The following is a 16754-nucleotide window of genomic DNA, read 5'->3' as shown; positions in this document are numbered from 1 at the left end:
TACCATACGTCTTCCAACCGAACGAATCCCATGTACGATAAAACCATTGCAGAACAGAGCCGGGCATTAGCCAGTGGCGAAATATCCAGTGTCGAGTTGACACAAACCTACCTTGACCGAATCAGGCAGTTCGATGGTGACATCAACAGCTTTATTACGGTGACTGAAACGTTAGCCCTGGAACAGGCAGCCGCCGCCGACCAGCGCCGTGCGGCGGGCGATGCCCACGCCATGACCGGCATTCCCGTTGCCCATAAAGACCTGTTCTGCACACAAGGCGTAAAAACCTCCTGTGGTTCAAAAATGCTGGACAACTTTGTTGCCCCTTATGAGTCCACCGTCACCGGCAAATTCAGGGATGCCGGTGCCGTTATGCTGGGCAAAACCAATATGGATGAGTTTGCCATGGGCTCTTCCAATGAAAACAGCCATTATGGCCCGGTCAAAAACCCATGGGACAAATCTGCCATCCCCGGCGGCTCCTCCGGCGGTTCTGCGGCAGCTGTAGCAGCCCAGCTGGCAGCTGGCGCTACCGGCACGGATACCGGCGGGTCCATTCGCCAGCCTGCCTCACACTGCGGCATTACCGGACTGAAGCCAACCTATGGCCGGGTTTCCCGCTGGGGTATGGTGGCCTACGCATCAAGCCTTGATCAGGCTGGCCCGATGACCCGCTCCGCTGAAGATGCCGCCATTATGCTGAACACCATGGCGGGCTTTGATAACCGGGACTCCACCTGTCTTGACCATGAAGTACCGGACTACACGGCAACACTGAATGACTCCCTGGAAGGCCTGACCATTGGGCTGCCAAAAGAGTACTTCGCGGCCGGACTGGACAGTGAAGTGGAACAACAGATCCGCAATGCCATTGCCGAATATGAAAAACTCGGTGCAAACGTCAAGGAGGTCAGCCTGCCTAATGCCAGGCTGTGCATTCCTGCCTACTACGTGATTGCCCCGGCAGAAGCCTCTTCCAACCTGTCCCGCTTTGACGGCGTGCGTTTCGGGCATCGCTGCGAAGATCCAAAAGACTTAATGGATCTCTACATTTCGCAGCCGCAGCGAAGGTTTTGGTGAAGAAGTCAAACGTCGTATTATTGTGGGTACCTATGCCCTCTCGGCTGGCTACTACGACGCCTATTACCGTAAGGCCCAGCAGATCCGTCGCCTGATCCGTGACGACTTCCTCAACGCCTTTAAAGAGTGTGATGTCATCATGGGCCCTAACGCCCCGACATCCGCCTTTGACATTGGCTCCATGAGCAATGATCCGGTCGCCATGTACCTCTCGGATATCTATACACTGTCGGTTAACCTGGCAGGCCTGCCCGGATTATCCGTTCCTGCTGGCATGGCAAACCAGCGCCCGGTCGGCCTGCAGATCATTGGCCAGCACTTTGATGAAGCCCGTCTGTTGAATATTGGCCACCGCTTCCAGCAGGCGACCGACTGGCACCAGAAAGCTCCGGTATTGGTTTAGGTCACAGGTACAGGACACAGTAATATGCAATGGGAAACCGTTATCGGACTGGAGATTCACGTCCAGCTCGCCACCAAAACCAAAATATTCTCCGGTGCATCCACCGCTTTTGGTGCCGCACCCAACACCCAGGCCTGCGCGGTAGACCTTGGCCTGCCCGGCATCCTGCCCTTGGTTAACGAAGAAGCCATCAATATGGCCATCAAGTTTGGCCTGGGCATCGATGCCGACATCAACAAGGTGAATGTTTTCGAGCGTAAAAACTACTTCTACCCGGATCTGCCAAAAGGCTACCAGACCACCCAGCTGGAAAAGCCAATAGTGGGCGCTGGTCATGTGGATATCACATTGGCGGATGGCTCCACCAAGAGTATTCGCATCCACCACGCTCACCTGGAGGAAGATGCGGGCAAAAGTCTTCATGAAGACTTTCATGGTATGTCAGGGATTGACCTGAACCGTGCTGGCACTCCCCTGATTGAGATTGTCACAGAACCTGATATCCGCAATGCCGAGGAAGCCGTGGCCTTTGCCAAAAAGCTGCACTCCATTGTCACTACACTGGGCATCTGCGATGGCGATATGTCCCAGGGTTCCATGCGGTTTGATGTTAACGTCTCCGTGCGCCCTAAAGGACAACAAGCGTTCGGTACCCGCACAGAAACCAAAAACCTGAACTCCTTCAAGTTTATGGAAGCTGCCATCCTCAAAGAGGTAGAGCGCCAGATCGACCTGATTGAAGATGGCGGCACCGTTATCCAGGAGACCCGTCTCTATAACGGTGATACCGGCGAAGCCCGCTCCATGCGCAGCAAAGAAGAAGCGAACGATTACCGTTACTTCCCCTGCCCTGACCTGCTGCCGGTTATCATTGACGACAGTCGTCTTAACAAACTGAAGGCTGAAATGCCTGAAATGCCTGATGCCAAAAAAGCACGTTTTATCGCCGATTTTGGCCTGAGCGATTACGATGCCGAAATACTTTCCGCTGACCAGGGGACGGCAAACTACTTTGAAGCCACCGTCCGTGCCAGTGATGATGCCAAACTGTCTGCCAACTGGATTATGGGAGAACTGTCCAGATCCCTGAATCAGAACAGCATTGCCATCAGCGCAAGCCCGGTGACTGCCGATATGCTCGGCGGCCTGATCAAGCGCATCAAAGACAACACCATCTCCGGCAAAATCGCCAAAGAGGTCTTTGAAGTACTCTGGCAGGGTGAGTGCAGCACGGCCGATGCTGTCATCGAGAAAAAAGGCCTCAAGCAGGTGACCGATACCGGTGCCATTGAAGCCATGATCGATGAAGTGCTGGCCAGCAATGCCCAGCAGGTTGAGAATTATCGTGCGGCTGAGGAAGACAAGCGCGGCAAAATGATCGGCTTCTTTGTGGGTCAGTGCATGAAAGCGTCCAAAGGCAAGGCCAACCCCGGCCTGGTTAACCAGATTCTGAAACAGAAACTGGACGGCTAACCGTAGCTCTCAGGGCAGACATTAGCACCGTGAGAAGTCGCTAATGTCTACCCAGTTAACAAGGCAACATCCATCAAAACAGCCCCTCTCACCTCCGTCTGTAATTGATTACCTGTTAACCAGAATACGACAGATGACAAACATTTTATAAAAAACAGTGGGAATATAAGACCACGTAAAATATATTGATAAAAAACAAAAATAACTATTCTAGCTGTATTGCTTGATTTCAAGCCAATACAGCCAGAAAGGACTTTGGTATGAAACAGGCATTTTCTCTTGCTGTTATTGCCCTGATGCCCACGGTCACCCATGCTGACTGGCAGCCCGATAAAATAACGCTGGCTTTTGGTCAGTTTATAGCGCCCTTTGATGATCGACAGGCTGATATCAATCAATATCGCCTGGCCCTTGCCTGGAACTTTTCAGACTCACTGTGGACATCAGAATCACTGCTGTTACAGAGTTATGCAGAACTGGCTCTGGGCAACTGGAAAAGTACGTTAAACCCAATGAGAAACGACTATCGAGTAGGGGCTGACAGTGTCAAACAGATCAGCCTTAGCCCTGTTTTTCGCTTCACAGGCAATGGTCTGTTAATGGGTAAAACCTCACCGTTTCTTGATCTTGGCGTGGGCGTTAGCTATCAGAGCGAGAAAGATATTGAGCAACAGCACTATTCCGGAATCAATATGGGCAGGCGCTGGCAATTTGAAACCCGGGCCATGGTTGGCCTGACACTGGGCGAGAATAATCCATTTGAAGTCAGCTATGGCTGGATGCACTATTCAAATGCCAACCTGAAAGACGACAATGAAGGGCTGGATTTCCAAACCCTTCAGCTGGCCTACCGTTTTTAACTGACAGTCAGTTTTACGATCAGCTATTAACCAGGAAGTGGGCCCAGATACTGGCCGCATACCCCAGGGCGATGGCCCAACTCCAGCGGAGATGGGTCATAAAGGTGTAGCCACCTTTTGATGTCCCCATCAAGGCAACGCCAGCAGCGGAGCCGATGGATAACAGGCTGCCACCCACACCTGCGGTCAGCGTTATCAATAACCACTGGAAGGCGTCCATTTCAGGATCCATTCCGAGAATGGCAAACATCACCGGAATGTTATCGACAATGGCAGAGATTATACCGGCGATGATATTAGTCCACGTTGCCCCGAGATCGGCATACATGGTTTCCGAGGCAAGGTCGAGGTAACCGAGATAGCGCAGGCCACCCACCGAGAAGATGACACCAAAGAAGAACAGCAGCGTATCCCATTCGGCATGGGCCACTTCCTGAAAGATATCGATTTTATCCTCTTTGGCCCGGGGACGTGCCGTCAACCGGCGGTTACTGGTCAGCCCCTGAATTTGCATGATATAGGTATAGAGCATCAACAGGGCAAGACCGGTCATCATCCCCATAAATGGTGGCAGACCCAGCACTTTCTCAAAACTGACCGCCAGGAAGATGGTCACCAGGAAAAGCAGGCAGATGGTAATACCACCACGCCGAATGGTGCTATCCACTTGCACACCGGCCGGACGCCCTTGCTCAACGAAAAAGCTCATGATGATGGCCGGTACCAGATAATTAACCACCGACGGTATAAAGAGGCTGAAAAAGGTAAAGAACTCAATCTTACCGGCCTGCCACACCATCAGCGTGGTAATATCGCCAAAGGGACTGAAAGCACCACCGGCATTGGCAGCGACCACCACATTAATCATGGCCAGGGTAATAAACGTCGGTTTGCCTTCACCTACGGCCATGATCACCGCGCCCATTAACAGCGCGGTGGTAAGATTGTTGGCCACCGGAGAAATAAAGAACGCCATAGCGCCAGTTATCCAGAAGAGACTTCGGTAATTAAAGCCCTTGCTGATCAGCCAGCTGCGTAACGTGGCAAACACCTGTCGGTCTTCCATGGCATTAATGTAGGTCATGGCCACCAGCAGAAAGAGGAACATCGCCGCATACTCTTCCAGATCATGCATAACGGCCTGTTTGAGTTCTTCGTGGGAAACGCCATTCTGTGTAGCAATAAAAGCAATCAGTGCCCAGATGATTCCCGCCGCCATAATCACCGGTTTGGACTTACGCAGATGAAGCTGCTCTTCGGCCATCACCAGGCAGTAGGCAATTACAAAAATGGCAATGCAGGCCCAGGCCAACGGACTGGATGTTACCCCCAGCACATTATCGCCAGCCAGAGCGGTGGTCGGCAGGCAGACTAGCGCTCCCATTGACAGGCGTCTTTTCATTATTGTCATCATAACTTCGTCCCACAGACTCAATCTGAAGCCAGTGCTAAATTGGTAAATTTAAAGAGCGCGAAGGATACCTATACCGAGAGCAGAGTGCAAAAAAGCAGCAAATAAAAGCAGCATTACGCAGTGGCAGGATAAACAGGCAAGACGATACGAAAGCGAATAGCGGTATGAAAAAAAAGTTATTAATACTTTTTTAGCTTAAAAACCGCTTTATATTGAACAATAATTCAATAGGTTTGCGTATAGACTTTATAGAACAGCTGTTCAATATTTTCGAGAATGATTTTTGAGAGAGTGTCTGATGTCAATCGCTGCAAAACTTCAGGCTTTTTTAGCTCACAACCAGGTCGATTATGAAGTGGTCAGTCACCCTTATTCAGACCGTGCACTCAACACTGCCCATGTCGCCTGCGTTCCCGTTAAACATATGGCTAAAGCCATCGTTCTTCAGGATGAGGAAGGCCACGTAATGGCCATTGTTCCCTCCATGAACAAATTAATGCTGCGCTGGATAAATACCAAACTGAATCGCCATCTTCACCTGGTCAGTGAACAAAGTCTTGAGGAGCTGTTCCCGGACTGTGAGATGGGGGCAGTACCGGCAATGGGCATAGCCTATGGCATGAAAACCTGCTGGGATGATGAACTCAATGCCGTTCAGGATCTTTACCTGCAGGGAGGTAATCACCGGGAACTGGTGCATATTCAAAGGGAACAGTTCAAACAGTTGCTGCAAGGCCAGCCTCATGCTGCCATCAGCTGTGATCCGGATGAAGCGGAGGCTTATGCAACGGACAACTAAGGAATTGAGCCTGAATAATTTCCTTTTTTGCCACAGAGGAAAAGCTTTTTGCTTTTCTCCGTGTCTCTGTGACTCCGTGGCAATCTCTTTTAGCGGATCATCTTCTTCACAAACAAAACAACAAAAAGCGCCAGGGAAAAGCTGCCGGTGAATGCTTCACAGGCAGCAACAATCCGGGACAGCCCCATCGGGGTCAAGTCACCGTAGCCAAGGGTGGTAAACGTGACCACGCTGAAATAAAGACAATCAAGCCAATACCGGAGATTCTGGAACAGATCCTGATTCTGGCTGAACCGGATAACCGTATCACCACCCTGAACCCCGGTGAACAGATAGAGGAAAGAGCAGCACACAATCAAAGCCACAGAAAAAAGCACCACCCGCAGCGGTGATTCACCATAGCCACTGATCCTGTCAACCAGGTAGGACAGTACCCGTTGCCGCGAGAATTTTGGCATCTGCAACCGATGGAAGACCCTTTCCCGATAATAAAAATGACCGGCCTCTCTCATCATGCCGAGGTTTTCACAGTGTCGGCGAATATTTCTGGCAGACTCTTCCGCTTCTTCAAACAACGCCCTGGCATTTTCAGGATTGGCGGCAGCTTCCTGTTCCTGATAAAGCTTATCCCCCCACGTCACATGATCCAGCAGACTATTGTTCAGATTCACACCCAGCAGATTACAGCCTTCAAGATTTGCCCTATGCAGATTGGCATTGGAAAGATTTGCTTTAAACAGTCGGGAACCCGATAAATCCACACGATAAAAATGCCCATTACAGAGGCTGGCCCTGCTCAAATCGCAGTTAACCAATTGATATGGCTTACCACCACCGTGGTTCACCAGGTTAACGTTGTCCAGATTAGCCCTGCGGAGAATAAAGCCTTCCATGGGCTGCCCCGTTTCTGCCCTCTTTTCCAGCCTCGCTTTTACCTCATCTCCGGTTTTATCCACATCAGGATCATGCCAGAAGCAAAGCTGGCTGCCTGATTCCGCCATATCTTTGCAACGACCATATTGTCCGAAAAAAGAGCACTGATGCTCGGTCTTCTGCACCTGATTCAAACCCCGGGCCCTGTATTCTGACGACAGTTTCTGCTGAAAACCATCATCTTCCCTGCTGTGCTGACTATATCGGCCCGCTGATTATGGTATTTACATCGCCGGTGACTTTACAGACAGCGAACTTTTCAACACACTGAACGCTTCTCTGATCAATGTGGGACACTCCATGAAAATTCTGTTTGTACACTCCGCCCACAATAAACCGGGGTCTACGGGTGAAAAAACGTGGAGCCATATATTTCACCACCACCTGCAAGAAGGAACCAACAACAATGAATAAATCCGCGCACTACATCCTGCCTTTACTGTTATTACTTTCCAGCCATTGGCTACACGCTGACGTTCCGGAACTTACCTGCCCTGAAAGCCCGAATTGCGTCAGCAGCCTCGCTTCTGGCAAACAGAATATTGCCGCCCTTTCCTTTGATCAGTCTGATACCCAGGGGATCAAGAAAAAACTGTTAGCCACTTTGCAGAACTGGCCCAATGCAGAGATTCTCAGCAGTAATGACCAGATCATTATTACGGTGTTCACCACCCCCTGGCTGAAGTTCAAGGACGACCTGATAATGATTATTCGTCCGAACGGCACGGTTGATGTGCGCTCATCCTCTCGCGTCGGCTATTACGATTTCGGTACTAATCGCCGTCGTATTGAAAAGTTAAGAGCAGCGCTTGGTGATAAAACCAGCACGGATGCAGAGTCGAAATAAGGCCCGATACACGTTTATAGACCAGCCACCTAGGCAAACACCTCCAGAAGCGTGTAAGCTTTGCTCGTTTTTTGCGGCCATTACTGAGCGTCTCAACCTCAGCTTGTATAACGCATAGCTTGTGGAAGCTCACAACAGGAGGCACGGTGGTCACCCTATACGGCATACCAAACTGCGACACCATAAAGAAAGCACGCCGCTGGCTGGAAGGTGCTGGTATTGAATATCACTTTCATGACTACAGGAAAGACGGCCTGTTGAAAGAAGTGCTCGAACAGTGGGCCAATGAACTGGGCTGGGAGGCCCTGTTAAACCGCCGGGGAACCACCTGGCGGCAGCTTCCGGAAGGAGAAAAAGCCGCCATTAATGCAGAGCGGGCAATCACCCTGATGCTGGAGCAACCCGCCATGATCAAACGCCCGTTACTGGATACGGGCAGCCAGAAGTTGCTGGGCTTTTCCGAAGAACAATACCGCAACTTGCTGGCATAACAAACGTTCTGATTAATTGAAGGAATGAAAATGAGCAAACCGCATTTCAGTCTGGCCATTGGTGTCGGCAGCAAAAACCGGAACGACCAGTGGCTGGAAGTATTTTACCCAAAACCTATTCTCAATCCAGCGCCGGAATTGCTGGAGAGTATTGCCAAACTGGTTGGTTACCAGGGTGGCAATACGTTTATTGAGCTTGACAGCAAAACCCTGCACGCACTGGAAGACCTGTTTGTCGATATCGAACAAACTGAACTGGCTGCCATCACCCGCAGCCTGGAAGAAAGTGTACAACCCCGTGTGATCACTATGCTGGCAACCGATGAAGCACCCACCAGCACCCCCGAGGCTTATCTCAAGTTGCACCTGCTGTCACATCGTCTGGTCAAGCCACATGGCACCGACCTTCAGGGCATTTTCCCACTGCTGCCAAATGTTGCCTGGACCAGTGAAGGCGCAATCGACCTGGAAGAACTGCCAGCCCGTCAGCTGGCGGCCCGGGCAGAAGGCCGGGTTCTGAGTGTCAACTCCGTGGATAAATTCCCGAAAATGACCGACTACGTTGTCCCTGCCGGTGTCCGTATTGCCCACACTGCCCGGGTTCGTCTGGGTGCTTATGTGGGTGAAGGCACCACCGTAATGCATGAAGGCTTTATCAACTTCAACGCCGGTACCGAAGGCAAGAGCATGATTGAAGGTCGTGTTTCTGCCGGTGTCATGGTGGGTGAGGGCTCTGATCTTGGGGGTGGCTGCAGCACCATGGGTACCCTGTCCGGCGGCAATAACATTGTGATCAGTGTCGGTGAAAACTGCCTGATCGGTGCCAATGCCGGCCTGGGCATTCCTCTGGGTGACCGCTGCATTATCGAAGCCGGCCTTTACCTGACGGCAGCCAGCAAGGTGCAGGTCCTTGATGATCAGAAAAAGGTCGTTGAAGTCGTGAAAGCAGGAGACCTCTCAGGCAAGTCCGATCTGCTGTTCCGCAGAAACTCCCTGACCGGAGCTCTGGAATGCCTTACCAACAAATCAGCCATTGAGCTGAATGATGAACTGCACTCCCACAATTAAGCCCGCAATGATTGTGTATTGAAAAAAGCGCGCTGAAGAAAGGGTAGCGCATATTTATAGCCCCGGTGCATAATACTGGGGCTATTTATTAAGATCAGGTTTAAATAATAATAATGCGTCATACGATTTTTGATACGCCTATCGTTAACAGCTGTTTTCGCTTCTTATCCCACCTTGGTCTGAAGCTATTCGGCTGGAAGCTGGAAGGCCAACGCCCCAATGCCCGAAAGTACGTTATTATCGCGGCACCCCATACCAGTAACTGGGACTTTATTCTGATCATTGCCTGTGCCTTCTGCTTTCGCATTAATATCTACTGGATGGGGAAAAACTCTCTGTTCAAGGGGCCCTTTGGCGGCATCATGACCTGGCTTGGGGGAATTCCGGTTGACCGCAGCAAGGCCAATGGTCTGGTTCAGCAAATGGTCGACACCTTCCACAACGCCACAGACCTGGCCGTTGCCATTCCTCCTGAAGGCACACGCAACAAGGTTCGTCAATGGAAAAGTGGTTTTTACCACGTCGCTCACGGTGCTGAAGTCCCCATTGCGCTGAGCTTCCTGGATTATAAAAAGAAGGTTGGCGGTTTTGGCCCTATGTTCTTTACTACAGGGGACTATGCGTCAGACCTGAAAAAAATTCAGGAATTTTATCAACCTATGACGGGCAAGAACCCGGAAAAGTTTGCTTAGGCCATCTATTCATAAGTAGCTGGCCATATGGAATCATATATTTCTGGCTACTTGGGCAGGTGCTATGCGAGGCACAACGGAGGGAGCATAGCCGTAGCTATGTGACCGGAGTTGTAACGAAGCACGACTGCATGGATGCAGGAGCTAGAGCAACGCAGGAGCAGTTGCCGGGAGTGCCTGAACAAGGAGTCAGAAATATATGATTTCATATGGTTAGCTACTTAGCTGCATACTGAAACCAGACAGCATGTGGCTATCACCTTTAGATGTATAACTTTCCGCAAAATTTATAGAACCATGGAACTATTTAATAGTAAGAGCATCTAACCCCTATAAAACCCATATAAAACCCATATAAAAAAACCGGATAACCACTTAATTAAATCATGACCATTCCAGCACTACCAAACTCGACTGCAACAAAACATGCAACCTCTGAAAAAAGTCTATTCGAGATAAAAAAAGAAGAAAAAAAATTTTTACCAACCGCTGAACAACGGCATGTTAGAAAACGTATCGCTTCGTTCAACACTATAGAAAATACCCAAAGTACCAGTAAGTTTTCCGTAGAGGCGTTTTTAACTGACTTACCAGAAGCCCTTAAAGTCGAATTAAACACAATTCAAAGGTTTTGCACCCTCAATAACAATCTCACAGAGATACTTAATGGTCATGGAATTTTTTATAACCGACTAATCATCTTATTGAAAAAAATAGATCTTACTATGACTGAAAATGGCTTTTCTGACCAACAAAAAACAAAGGTAGAGAAAAAAATAAATCTGTTATTGACAGATGGTAAATTAAATTTACTCAGTGATATCGGAAGAGAAATTAATCATCTGGAAGAATATTATGACACCGGAAGCTGGCTGCCTGCCCCTGAAGACATAACCTTTTTTGATCAAGATGTTAAAAACTGTAATGCACAGCATCGTTCAGGTGATTTCTGCCCTGAATGGATGAAAAAAACTGAAATAGACCCTGATATTCCAGCATCAAAAGCAACGCTGGGTTACTGGAACTTCCGACATTCATCCAAAAATACCAAAAGAACTAAACTGACCGACCTTATTGTCAGTAAGATGGATCCCGGACTTTTCCGTTTTATGTGCAAACTTCGAAAATTAAAAGCCGCCTTACACAATCCAGCTGTTGGTACCCCCTGCTCACCACCGGGTTTAACCAGATTTCATATTGATGCCATCGTTGCACGTTTTGAATATGCAGATAAAGTAGCCAACAGACAAGCAAAGACCAATCCTGCCTTCAAGCTTTATTTCTGGGATCATCAAGGCCCTTGCACTGAAGAGCAGGAAAGCATGCAGCCATCAGAAACCGGTGAAGTTGCCGGGCAAACGTTAATCGAATTGTCGAAGACAGCCCTAATACCTCTACCTGCAATGTTGTTAAAGAAGAAGACAACAAGCCTATCCACCAAACCACAGCACGTCCAGTAAGAAAACGCAGACCTCAGCCAAAATACCAGGAATCTGTTGATAATGATCAACTGCTCATTTCGCCAAAAAAGAGTAAGAAAAAGAAAAAAAGTACACTTTCATCGTCCTCTACAGCCAATAAATTCACCAGAATGGATAAGGAAAACTTATTAAAAGAAACAGGCATTCCGGCATTTGAAAAAATCATCAAATCAGTACTTGAGCAGAGAGAGAAAGAATTAATTCCGGATCCAACATCAGCCCCTCTCGAAGAGAGTGTTGAAGCCTGCTATCACAGAGATCGTGCAGAAGTAATAGCCGCCCAGGACGAACTCAGCCGACTATATGACGCGTGCCGACAACACTTTGGAATAAACAAATCACTCTACAGGTTTGACACAAGTAAAAAATCAGAATCAATCAAACCTGTAATAGATAGAACTAATAACCGTCGTGTCGAAGTGAATATCCCGGAGCCGAATAAACCACCATATACAGATAACCCCCCCCCCCCCCCAAATGAGCACTGCTGAAAGAACGCCAGATTTCTCTGAAGCTCAAAATGCCTTCATTAACATGATAGAAAAATCCAAAGAACTATCATTGAAACCTATATTGGAGCCTGAAAGACTTCGAGGTCATTCTGAAGACTTTGAATATGCCCCTAACTGGCAACCCTTATCCACAGTTTTGACATTTCCTATGCCTTTTTTGACAAAGCTCTTGGCAATAGAAGGCAATACAAACCCGGAAGCCACCATAAAATTAAAAGAGAAAGTACCGGAATTAATTAATGACATTAAAACGATCATACGTTTTTACCGGCATAATTCATATGTCTGGTGTCCGGATGTTGCCAGAGAAACGCTAAATCCGGTCATACAAAAAGTACGGAAAGTTCAACACTGTTTCCCACAAATCATCAATGCTTTTGAAAACAGACAGCAAGATCTGCTTAAATCAAGCCATCACACAACAGAAGACATCAACAGCGATGAAAATCAACTGAAAATGATTCAGGAAGCACTGGCAAAAACAGCTATAGTGCTGTCTTCACTTGAAGACTTCAGCGCACATTTAAAAACTGAAAAACAGCAAGAACTCTACCAACGTCTTGTAAAATCCTTAACGGAATGGCGCGCCTGTATAGCAAATACCCCTGAGAGCCTGCTGCCAGCAGTTCGTCAACAGGTCAGTTAATCAGAGTCGTCTCTACCTGCCTCCCACACAGCGCAAGAGATGAGGGTGTGGGTGAGCGCTCTTCTGCACTTCTAACAACATCTGTCATCATCATTACAGCGGCGCATTTTTGCAAATTTTATCAAATCAGACGACACTGTTGACACATAAACCAAGAATTATAAGTAGCAGGAAGTATCAATGGCAGAGTCTAACCAGAAGATCGCCCTCTTTATTGATGCGGATAATGCCCCGGCCAGAAAAATTGAGAAGATCCTCTCTGAAATGGCCAAGTATGGTGTCGTCAGTATCCGAAGAGCCTACGGCAACTGGAAGAGCCACACCATCAAAGGGTGGGAGGAACAACTTCACGAATACGCGATCCAGCCAATCCAGCAGTTTGATTTAACCAAAGGCAAGAACGCCACCGATATGGCCATGACCATCGATGCTATGGATACGCTCTACACCAGGAACATGGACGCCTTTTGCATTGTCTCTTCTGACAGTGACTTTACGCCACTGATCATGCGACTGCTGTCAGCAGGTAAAGTGGTGTACGGCTTTGGTGAACGAAAAGCCCCATCCCCTTTCGTTAATGCCTGCTCCCGCTTTCTCTACCTGGATGAGCCCGGTGATGATCCGGAAAAAGTCGCTGCAAACGATAAGAAAAGCGGCCATGAATTGAAAGCCGATACCAAACTGATGAACCTGATCCGCAATGCCATCGATACAGAGCAGGACGATGATGGCTGGGCGTACCTTGGAAGAATCGGCGCAGTGATCGCTAACCAGGCTTCCTTTGACCCACGAAATTACGGTTATAAAAAACTGGGCGATCTGATCAGGGCTGTCGACCTGTTTGAAACTCAGGTTATGGATAATAATCAGATGAGTGTCCGTGATAAGCGACGTGGTAACCATATCCAGAATGGTGGTCATTAAGCGTGATGTGCAGCCTGAGAGGCTGCTCATCAGCACCGGCCAAGGCACCCTGGTTACCCAAAGGGGACGCTTTGCTATCCATCATCAAAGGGGCTTCGGTAGGGGTTTAGCATAAAAGTGTTTTATGGATTTCCCCTTCACAAACTGTTTCTCCACGGTACCTTCAAACTCAAATCCCAAACCGGTGAGTATCTTGACTGAACCGATATTTTCTGGGGAGACTGTCGCCGTCAGCCACTCCAGAGGCAGAGATTCCTGAGTATCATCTGGCAACGCACAGGCGACTTTAAAGCCCTGCTTTTGATATTCCGGAGCAACACCATTCACCATTGCAGCAGCCGCTTGTTTACCGTAGCCCTCACCCCAGCATTTGTGATCAATCATAAAAGTCATCTCAGAGGATCCAGCAGCTACTGTGCTGCCAACATATGCATTATTGTTCTCTCCTGATTTGAAGCAGATGTTCCCTATAAATCCCTCAGGATCCTGCACCCCACTGACATCACGCTTAAAAATCGAAAACCCACTGAAAGGATTACCCTTTTTCCAATCATCACTCCATCTCTGCACTAGCCTTTCAGAGATGCTCTTTTCCCAAGGTCGGCCAGCACCGTAGTTTTTCATATTCTCAGCACATTTATAAAGCCCAATTAAATCATTAAGATCTGAAATCTCAACAGAACGAAGATGCAAATCATCGGTATAAATGTGGACAACCAGGCCCTGTTTCTCCTTTCCCGGGTCATCGTAAGAAGCCGGGTCAATACTCAGCTCAATAGAGCCACGGTAAGGATTGCCTGATGGGAATGTCATACTGCTGTCCATAATTTAATCTCTCCATATAATTAAGCATTTAGTGATCCAACACCTTTTAGACTTAAAATAGACAGCATAGTTCCCCGGCATAGCCTGACGACCTAAGCTCAGCGAGAATAAGAGCATATTTATACAGAAGCAGAAGTACTTTGCGGGTTGGTCACTTTTCGTCTTCGCGGCCTGCGATGGTTTTCAGCAAACACACGCCCTGACTCCATTCCCCCGGACTTTCTCCTCTCATTACTCTGCCCTGCCTGCCGCTTAGGTGCCTTACCGTTTCCGCCACTCTCCTGTCCGGGCCTGTGAGAAGCCCTGGACTTTTTAGGCTTTTTAGGTTTCGGTGGCTTACCGGACAACTGAGTCACCGGCACCTCATTAACCGGCTCAAACCCGGAGATCACCTCCCTGGGTAACTGCTGATTGATCAACCGTTCAATGTCCCGAAGCTGCTTGCTCTCGTCTGCACAGACCAGCGAGACCGCATGACCATCCGCCCCCGCGCGCCCTGTTCGCCCGATACGATGCACATAATCCTCCGGCACATTGGGCAGGTCGAAGTTCACCACCTGCGGCAACTGGTCAATATCCAGCCCACGGGCAGCGATATCCGTTGCCACCAGGGCCGTAATGTCATTATTTTTGAATTCAGCAAGGGTCCTGGTACGGGCTCCCTGGCTCTTATTGCCATGAATCGCCGCCGCCAGAATGCCTTTACCTTCCAGATGACGGGTTAAGCGGTTGGCACCGTGCTTGGTCCGGGTAAATACCAGCACCTGTTGCCAGTTATGCTCTTTAATCAAACGGGTCAGCAGTGCCGGTTTTTTACTTTTATCCACCGGATACACACACTGCCTGACCGTTCTGGCCGTTGTATTGCGGGGAGAAACGTCAATCTCTACCGGATGGTGCACAATAGTTTTTGCCAGCTGTCGTATGTCATCGGAAAACGTTGCCGAAAACATCAGGTTCTGTCTTTGCTGGGGCAACAGCGCCAGAATACGACGAATATCGTGAATAAACCCCATATCCAGCATCCGGTCTGCTTCATCCAGAACCAGCACTTCCAGGTGTTTGAACTTCACCGCATTCTGGTTGTAAAGATCCAGAAGTCGCCCGGGTGTGGCCACAAGGATATCTGCACCACGTCTCAGATTCATCATTTGCGGGTTGATTTTGACCCCGCCAAAAACCACTGAAGAACGTATTGGCAAATGCCGACCGTAGGTGGCAACACTCTCTGCCACCTGGGCTGCCAGCTCACGGGTCGGCGTCAGGACCAGTGCCCGAACCTGGTTGGGCCTTGCCCGCTCGCCACGACTGAGCAGCTCCAGTATCGGCAGCGTAAAACCGGCTGTTTTACCGGTGCCTGTCTGAGCCGCTGCCATCACATCCTGTCCTGCCAGAACCGCCGGTATGGCTTCTGCCTGAATAGGAGAAGGCTGTTTATAGCCCTGTTCGGTAATGGCTTGCAGGATCGGCAGGGAAAGCCCGAGGTTGGCAAAGGTCATGGAATGTCTCATTAAGGGCCATACAACTAAAATGATTGATATTTCGTCAGTTTACCGCTGTTCTGTTACCACATGAATCATTCTGTGGATTACGCGGGAACTTTTCGTAGGAGAGAAACCTGAGAATAAAGAACTTTTTTCTGAATTCAGAGTCTGATTGATAAGGATACAAGCTATTCAGGTTAATTTCATGCAACCAACAAAACCATTAGATACATCTATGCCAATGCTCCAGCCTCAGGGGGCGGCAGACAATGAAGCGATGGATAATTCACAACAGATATTGTGTCAGCATCAAGTTTTTGGACGAACGGTTTCAATGTCAAAATATACAGCTGTATCTCTGTCTGCAGGTCTACCTGCATGCCTGTCTTTTGTTGTGCCGGGTTTGATCATTCACCCAAGCTTCGCTGTTTTTTGTTTCACTTTGGGCGCAGGTTGTCTTGTTGGTATTCCTGTTGGTAAGGGCGCCGCGGAGTTGTATCGTTGTCTTCAGCATCGGCACACAGCAACCGAGCCCCCATCAGTACAGTTATCCCGGGTTATCACCCATGCCCCAGAACCGACAGAAACACCCGGTGAAGTAGAACCAGACAATTACCCCGCGACGTTTCGACACAACCCGGGACCGCCACCAGTATACACTCCTATATCTATAGAACCGCCACCACCTTACAGTCCTTAGACTGATGGCTTCCCGATCATTAAAGCGATTGTCCGGGACTTCAATTGTTAATATTGATTTTCTGCAATCTCAGTTCCAGTACTGGCTGCAGAGCGAACCCGACGCTGATTCTGCATGGTTCT

At 48.9% G+C, this 16754-nt stretch carries 15 protein-coding genes and 1 pseudogene; 12 read left to right on the top strand and 4 right to left on the bottom strand.

Annotated elements, in window-relative coordinates; genetic code table 11:
• The first annotated feature begins 30 nt into the window (after nt 1-30).
• The 3 genes and pseudogenes from gatA (at nt 31) to O3276_RS23240 (ending at nt 3816) form a co-directional block, all read left to right on the top strand.
• A pseudogene (gene gatA / locus O3276_RS23250) lies at nt 31-1483 on the top strand (Asp-tRNA(Asn)/Glu-tRNA(Gln) amidotransferase subunit GatA).
• Between the two features lie 24 nt (nt 1484-1507).
• Nucleotides 1508-2956, top strand: a complete 1449-nt coding sequence (gene gatB / locus O3276_RS23245) for an Asp-tRNA(Asn)/Glu-tRNA(Gln) amidotransferase subunit GatB (protein ID WP_269673433.1) — start codon at nt 1508-1510, stop codon at nt 2954-2956.
• 260 nt (nt 2957-3216) lie between these two features.
• Nucleotides 3217-3816 (top strand): acyloxyacyl hydrolase, encoded by a 600-nt coding sequence (locus tag O3276_RS23240; protein ID WP_269673432.1) that lies wholly within the window; start codon nt 3217-3219, stop codon nt 3814-3816.
• A 19-nt stretch (nt 3817-3835) separates the two neighbouring features.
• Here the strand turns inward: O3276_RS23240 and nhaD are convergent, their stop codons facing one another.
• Entirely contained in the window at nt 3836-5218 is a 1383-nt protein-coding gene (nhaD, locus tag O3276_RS23235; RefSeq protein ID WP_269673431.1) for a sodium:proton antiporter NhaD, read from the bottom strand.
• A 310-nt stretch (nt 5219-5528) separates the two neighbouring features.
• Here nhaD and O3276_RS23230 point away from each other — a divergent pair, with 310 nt between their 5' ends.
• Nucleotides 5529-6029 (top strand): aminoacyl-tRNA deacylase, encoded by a 501-nt coding sequence (locus tag O3276_RS23230; RefSeq protein ID WP_101746521.1) that lies wholly within the window; start codon nt 5529-5531, stop codon nt 6027-6029.
• A gap of 89 nt (nt 6030-6118) precedes the next feature.
• On the opposite strand, the gene O3276_RS23225 is transcribed toward O3276_RS23230, so the two are convergent.
• A complete protein-coding gene (locus tag O3276_RS23225) occupies nt 6119-7087 on the bottom strand; it encodes a pentapeptide repeat-containing protein (protein ID WP_269673430.1) in 969 nt (322 codons plus the stop codon).
• Nucleotides 7088-7368: 281 nt separating this feature from the next.
• Between O3276_RS23225 and O3276_RS23220 the strand changes: the two genes are divergently transcribed.
• From O3276_RS23220 to O3276_RS23185, 8 genes are all read left to right on the top strand, one after another.
• Complete coding sequence (locus O3276_RS23220) at nt 7369-7809, top strand: DUF1499 domain-containing protein (RefSeq protein WP_269673429.1); 441 nt, start codon at nt 7369-7371, stop codon at nt 7807-7809.
• A gap of 146 nt (nt 7810-7955) precedes the next feature.
• The gene (locus O3276_RS23215) at nt 7956-8300 is read left to right on the top strand and encodes an ArsC family reductase (RefSeq protein ID WP_269673428.1); all 345 of its coding nucleotides are present in this window, start codon (nt 7956-7958) and stop codon (nt 8298-8300) included.
• Between the two features lie 30 nt (nt 8301-8330).
• Nucleotides 8331-9368, top strand: a complete 1038-nt coding sequence (gene dapD / locus O3276_RS23210; RefSeq protein ID WP_269673427.1) for a 2,3,4,5-tetrahydropyridine-2,6-dicarboxylate N-succinyltransferase — start codon at nt 8331-8333, stop codon at nt 9366-9368.
• Nucleotides 9369-9481: 113 nt separating this feature from the next.
• Nucleotides 9482-10060: a lysophospholipid acyltransferase family protein gene (locus O3276_RS23205; protein ID WP_269673426.1), complete on the top strand. Its 579-nt coding sequence runs from the start codon at nt 9482-9484 to the stop codon at nt 10058-10060.
• A 386-nt stretch (nt 10061-10446) separates the two neighbouring features.
• On the top strand, nt 10447-11520 hold the full coding sequence (locus O3276_RS23200; protein ID WP_269673425.1) for a hypothetical protein: 1074 nt from the start codon (nt 10447-10449) through the stop codon (nt 11518-11520).
• A gap of 131 nt (nt 11521-11651) precedes the next feature.
• Complete coding sequence (locus O3276_RS23195) at nt 11652-12032, top strand: hypothetical protein (protein ID WP_269673424.1); 381 nt, start codon at nt 11652-11654, stop codon at nt 12030-12032.
• Nucleotides 12019-12699 carry a hypothetical protein gene (locus tag O3276_RS23190; RefSeq protein WP_269673423.1) on the top strand — a complete coding sequence of 227 codons (681 nt, stop codon included), beginning with the start codon at nt 12019-12021 and terminating at the stop codon, nt 12697-12699. Before O3276_RS23195 ends, O3276_RS23190 begins: the two co-directional genes overlap by 14 nt.
• 180 nt (nt 12700-12879) lie before the next feature.
• A complete protein-coding gene (locus O3276_RS23185; protein WP_209203323.1) occupies nt 12880-13623 on the top strand; it encodes an NYN domain-containing protein in 744 nt (247 codons plus the stop codon).
• 84 nt (nt 13624-13707) lie between these two features.
• On the opposite strand, the gene O3276_RS23180 is transcribed toward O3276_RS23185, so the two are convergent.
• Nucleotides 13708-14448 carry a GNAT family N-acetyltransferase gene (locus O3276_RS23180; RefSeq protein ID WP_269673422.1) on the bottom strand — a complete coding sequence of 247 codons (741 nt, stop codon included), beginning with the start codon at nt 14446-14448 and terminating at the stop codon, nt 13708-13710.
• Between the two features lie 119 nt (nt 14449-14567).
• Nucleotides 14568-15947 carry a DEAD/DEAH box helicase gene (locus tag O3276_RS23175; RefSeq protein ID WP_269673421.1) on the bottom strand — a complete coding sequence of 460 codons (1380 nt, stop codon included), beginning with the start codon at nt 15945-15947 and terminating at the stop codon, nt 14568-14570.
• Nucleotides 15948-16754 lie beyond the last annotated feature (807 nt).

Origin of the sequence: Endozoicomonas sp. GU-1 (genome assembly GCF_027366395.1) — a bacterium.
GTDB lineage: Bacteria > Pseudomonadota > Gammaproteobacteria > Pseudomonadales > Endozoicomonadaceae > Endozoicomonas.
Note: the sequence above shows the minus strand (reverse complement) of the source record. Positions and strands in the feature narration are given on the sequence as shown.

Bases quoted from the DNA above. Each gene is read 5' to 3' on its own strand.
- O3276_RS23190 (WP_269673423.1), top strand. From the start codon at position 12,019: ATGAGCACTGCTGAAAGAACGCCAGATTTCTCTGAAGCTCAAAATGCC.
- dapD (WP_269673427.1), top strand. From the start codon at position 8,331: ATGAGCAAACCGCATTTCAGTCTGGCCATTGGTGTCGGCAGCAAAAAC.
- O3276_RS23205 (WP_269673426.1), top strand. From the start codon at position 9,482: ATGCGTCATACGATTTTTGATACGCCTATCGTTAACAGCTGTTTTCGC.
- O3276_RS23195 (WP_269673424.1), top strand. From the start codon at position 11,652: ATGGATAAGGAAAACTTATTAAAAGAAACAGGCATTCCGGCATTTGAA.
- O3276_RS23200 (WP_269673425.1), top strand. From the start codon at position 10,447: ATGACCATTCCAGCACTACCAAACTCGACTGCAACAAAACATGCAACC.
- gatB (WP_269673433.1), top strand. From the start codon at position 1,508: ATGCAATGGGAAACCGTTATCGGACTGGAGATTCACGTCCAGCTCGCC.
- O3276_RS23180 (WP_269673422.1), bottom strand. From the start codon at position 14,448: ATGGACAGCAGTATGACATTCCCATCAGGCAATCCTTACCGTGGCTCT.
- nhaD (WP_269673431.1), bottom strand. From the start codon at position 5,218: ATGAAAAGACGCCTGTCAATGGGAGCGCTAGTCTGCCTGCCGACCACC.
- O3276_RS23175 (WP_269673421.1), bottom strand. From the start codon at position 15,947: ATGACCTTTGCCAACCTCGGGCTTTCCCTGCCGATCCTGCAAGCCATT.
- O3276_RS23220 (WP_269673429.1), top strand. From the start codon at position 7,369: ATGAATAAATCCGCGCACTACATCCTGCCTTTACTGTTATTACTTTCC.
- O3276_RS23230 (WP_101746521.1), top strand. From the start codon at position 5,529: ATGTCAATCGCTGCAAAACTTCAGGCTTTTTTAGCTCACAACCAGGTC.
- O3276_RS23185 (WP_209203323.1), top strand. From the start codon at position 12,880: ATGGCAGAGTCTAACCAGAAGATCGCCCTCTTTATTGATGCGGATAAT.
- O3276_RS23240 (WP_269673432.1), top strand. From the start codon at position 3,217: ATGAAACAGGCATTTTCTCTTGCTGTTATTGCCCTGATGCCCACGGTC.